This is a genomic window from Microcystis sp. LE19-41.2A (assembly GCF_027530405.1).
Lineage (GTDB): Bacteria > Cyanobacteriota > Cyanobacteriia > Cyanobacteriales > Microcystaceae > Microcystis > Microcystis aeruginosa.
The window spans coordinates 1-3,583 of sequence record NZ_JAPZQJ010000538.1 but is presented as its reverse complement, the minus strand read 5'-3'; the positions used below and the strand labels follow the sequence as shown (position 1 = coordinate 3,583).

Annotated in this window: 1 protein-coding gene; it reads right to left on the bottom strand. The window is 39.6% G+C overall.

Annotated elements, in window-relative coordinates; translation table 11 throughout:
- Nucleotides 1–447: 447 nt before the first annotated feature.
- On the bottom strand, nucleotides 448–3,583 hold a 3,136-nt coding region (locus O9290_RS22585; protein WP_288087573.1), incomplete at its 5' end, for a type ISP restriction/modification enzyme.

Genomic DNA, 3,583 nt, shown 5'->3' with positions numbered 1-3,583 from the left:
GTGGTCAACTACCTAATTTTCAGGGAAAAAGTACCTGAATTTTCCCCCGATCCCCGCAATGGCTGGCACTTTTTGAGGGGAAAAAAGTCCAAAAGTCTTATCCAACAAGGTTTTTAGATTTATTCAGCAGACCCTAATTAGAGGCATAGAAAAAATCTCAGAAATATTTTTATATAATATAACAGTTTTGATAGCAATCACAGATATTCTTTTGCTTCAGAAGGCTTCAATCATCCAATCCTTGGGGAATTATGAATTATGAATTGGGGAGTGGGAAGTGGGAAAAAAACTGAATGTCATACTAAATCCTGTTATTAAAAACTGATTATTTATTTCCCCTTTTGCCTCTTGCATGAGTGCCTCGTCTCATAACTAGCCTGTACTCAACGGATTTAGTATCAGCATTCATCCCATCGCTAAAAGCGAGGGAATTCTGCTGACACTAAGTTAAAAAGAATACACGGCTGTTTTGATATTTTGGTAGTTATCATCTAGATCTGATTCTAGGAGAATAATCGCAGTAATTCTTCTAGTCATCTCGCTTACTTCCTGCACTTCTGCGATAGTTAATCCCCGTCCTAATAATTTTTCCTCGCGATAACTTAGCCATTTTTTAATAACTTGATAACCCCCGATGGTATATTCCCACACCCGGGATGGTATATTTTGCCAATAGGCTCGATCATTGAGATAAATATCATAGGTGGTCGTTCCTAATAATTTTCGCATTTCTGGGCTAATTACGCTCATTTCTGCGGTTGTATATTGTCTGGCGATCGCTTTTCCTTTACCCGGCATTGTCACACCATTTTTACCCCCATGTCCCCAACCGACGTTAATAATTAAATCCCCCTTATCTGGGTTTAAATTTCCCCCATCAGTGCAGGAAATCAAGGCGATTTTTTGCAGTGCAGGGGTCGGTTTTTTGGTGACTCCTATAACTGGGTTTTCTGTGTCTAAAAGAGATGCGATCGCTTGTCCTAGTTGGGCAGATTTAATTAATAATTCTTGGCTATTGGGAAGGGGAATTCTTGGGAAGTCTTGACGAATACCGTCGGCATTTTCCCGAAGATACAAGGGAGAGTACCCAATCGCTAACGAGTGCAGCCAAATTAAGGAGGCATTCTCGATATTTTCATCAAGATTATTAATACCCAGTTGATTTAAGTATTGACGAGATTTTTCCGAGAGATTGGCTTTTATTGAAGGACTATTAAAGTTACTGGAATCGAATAATTTTCCTTGAGTATTATCTTCTGTATTCACCTTCTCTGAATTTTGACGTAATCGTATAGGAAAGTGATAAGCATGACCTCTAATAAAGTCAAAGTCTCCTAAACAGTTAGTAAAATAAAATGGTATTCCTTCGGGAGAGGCAACACCAGCAGGACGACTGACTAAAAAGGAATTACCTTGAAATTGATGAATAAATAGCGAAGGTCTAGACTCATTCCAAAGCGGTCTAATTTGAGTATAATAACACCACTTAACCTCATAGGGTCTGAGCAGATAAGGTAACAGCATTTGAGTATTAAATTTTTTGCGTAACTTTAAGACTTTATCTCTGGCTTTTTTGGCATCAAATCGAGCTGCATTTTTAGTTAAACCTGTATTAAGTGATGCTAATTCTTCCCATGAAACATTTTGATCAAAGTATTTACTTATCCTTTCCGAAAGAATAGTTTTATCACTATCAATAAAACTATAGCCTCGATTCTCTTTATAACCTGTAATTGGAGCTTCATCAGATAAATCTGTTAACTTTGGCCATGCTAAATAGTGAGAGGAAACATCGGAGGGACGGAAAGAATAACGATTAGATTGTTCTGGGTTAGAGACTTGATAAAAAGCATCAAAATCTTGATTTTTTAAGCTTTCTAAAAGTTGTGACCTTCTTTCAACTGCTTTAGCTGCATCAATATCATCTCGAAATAAGACTTTAGTTCCTTGCTGAGAACTATTTTTCAACCAAAGAGAAATCACCACTCCCTGTTGAATTCCTGCTGAGAATCCGGGTATTGAGAAAATTGTCTCACTGGTTCTACCATCGGGTGCATATTCAGAAATTTTGCGATTTCCGTGCATATTTTCGATCCAAAACTTATTGAAATTCTTTAATAAATTCTGTCTCAAGATAACAAAAGAAGGTTCACTAACCCAAGAATAGTTAGAAATATAACAAACAACCCCTTTGCCGGTATTTTCTGAAATACATCTTTCCGCTAAACGAAAAAAGCGCACATATAGCTCATCCAAATTAAACTTTTTAATCCCCCAATCGGAGATTAAACCCTGTTTATACAATTCCACTAAACCTGCTTCTTCTGCGGGACTGGTTCCAGCAAAAGCATTGTAGGGAGGATTACCGAGAATAACTAAAATCGGTTTACCGCGCTTAACTTCATCGGCTGCCTCTCGTTCCTTATTTAACTCCGGAAAACTTAATTGTAGCTGTTGAATTTTCTGTTTACTTTCCTCATCGGGAGGTTGCCAACCGGTTAAAGCATTAGTCAGATAAATCCCCACCCGTTCACTATCTTCTATTAAAGGTACACCCAAACTTTGCAGGAATAAACCTAATTGTAGATGAGCGACGACAAAAGGAGCGGTTAAAATCTCGAAACCGAAAATTCTTTCTATGGCTGCCTTTTTCACCAAAGCCATGGCTAAAGCACCCGCGCCATTTTCCTGTAAAGTATCGGTAATATAGCGCAAAACCTCGACTAAATAAGCACCGGTGCCACAGCAAGGATCGAGAACATAAACATCGGGATTAGCTAAACCGTCCTCGATATTTAATTCTTCTCGCAAAACTCGATCGACTCGCGCTACCATATAGCGAACAATTTCTGGAGGAGTGTACCAAACTCCCAATTCTTTGCGTAAATCGGGATCAAAAGCTTGCAAAAATGGTTCATAGAAATACTGTACCGCTTGTCCCTCATCGAATTGACGAAAAAATTCCTCTCGTCGCACTCGATTTAAAGCTGCACCGGTCCAATTCAAAACTTCTACTAATCCCAAAGATTTTAACTTACTCGGTGCGGCGATCTGCTCAAATAGGATCGCTAACATGGGAACATGGAGATGGTGGGCTGCGGATTTCCAATTGAACTTATCCTCTTTATCCTCGCGATTGAGGTTTTCCTTGTGCCATAATACCCAAGCGGAGAATAAACCATAAAAGAGGGTTTGCACGAGGGTAGAACGAAAAAATTTATTCCCCTGTTCCCGTTCAAATTTGATACCTAGGGCATTTTCTAAAGCTTGACGAATATTGGCCAGAGCGGGAAGATCGGAATGATGTTCTAAGCGTGCTTTTGCGTCGCGCGCATAGGAAGCAAGAAACCAAGCAACATCGGCTGGTGAGGTGATAGGAGCCGCCTGTAAAAGCACTCTCTTTAGGTATTCTAAGAGGCTATCACCGTGTTCGGCGGCAAATTTGGATGGATTTGAGGTTTTTAGCCAAAACTCGGCTTCTGACGGGGCTAAACTATAGGCTTCTAATTCTACCGGTTGACCTTGGCTATTGCGACCGATGAGCAGAAAATCGCGATAATTGCTGACTAATACTTGACCGTAT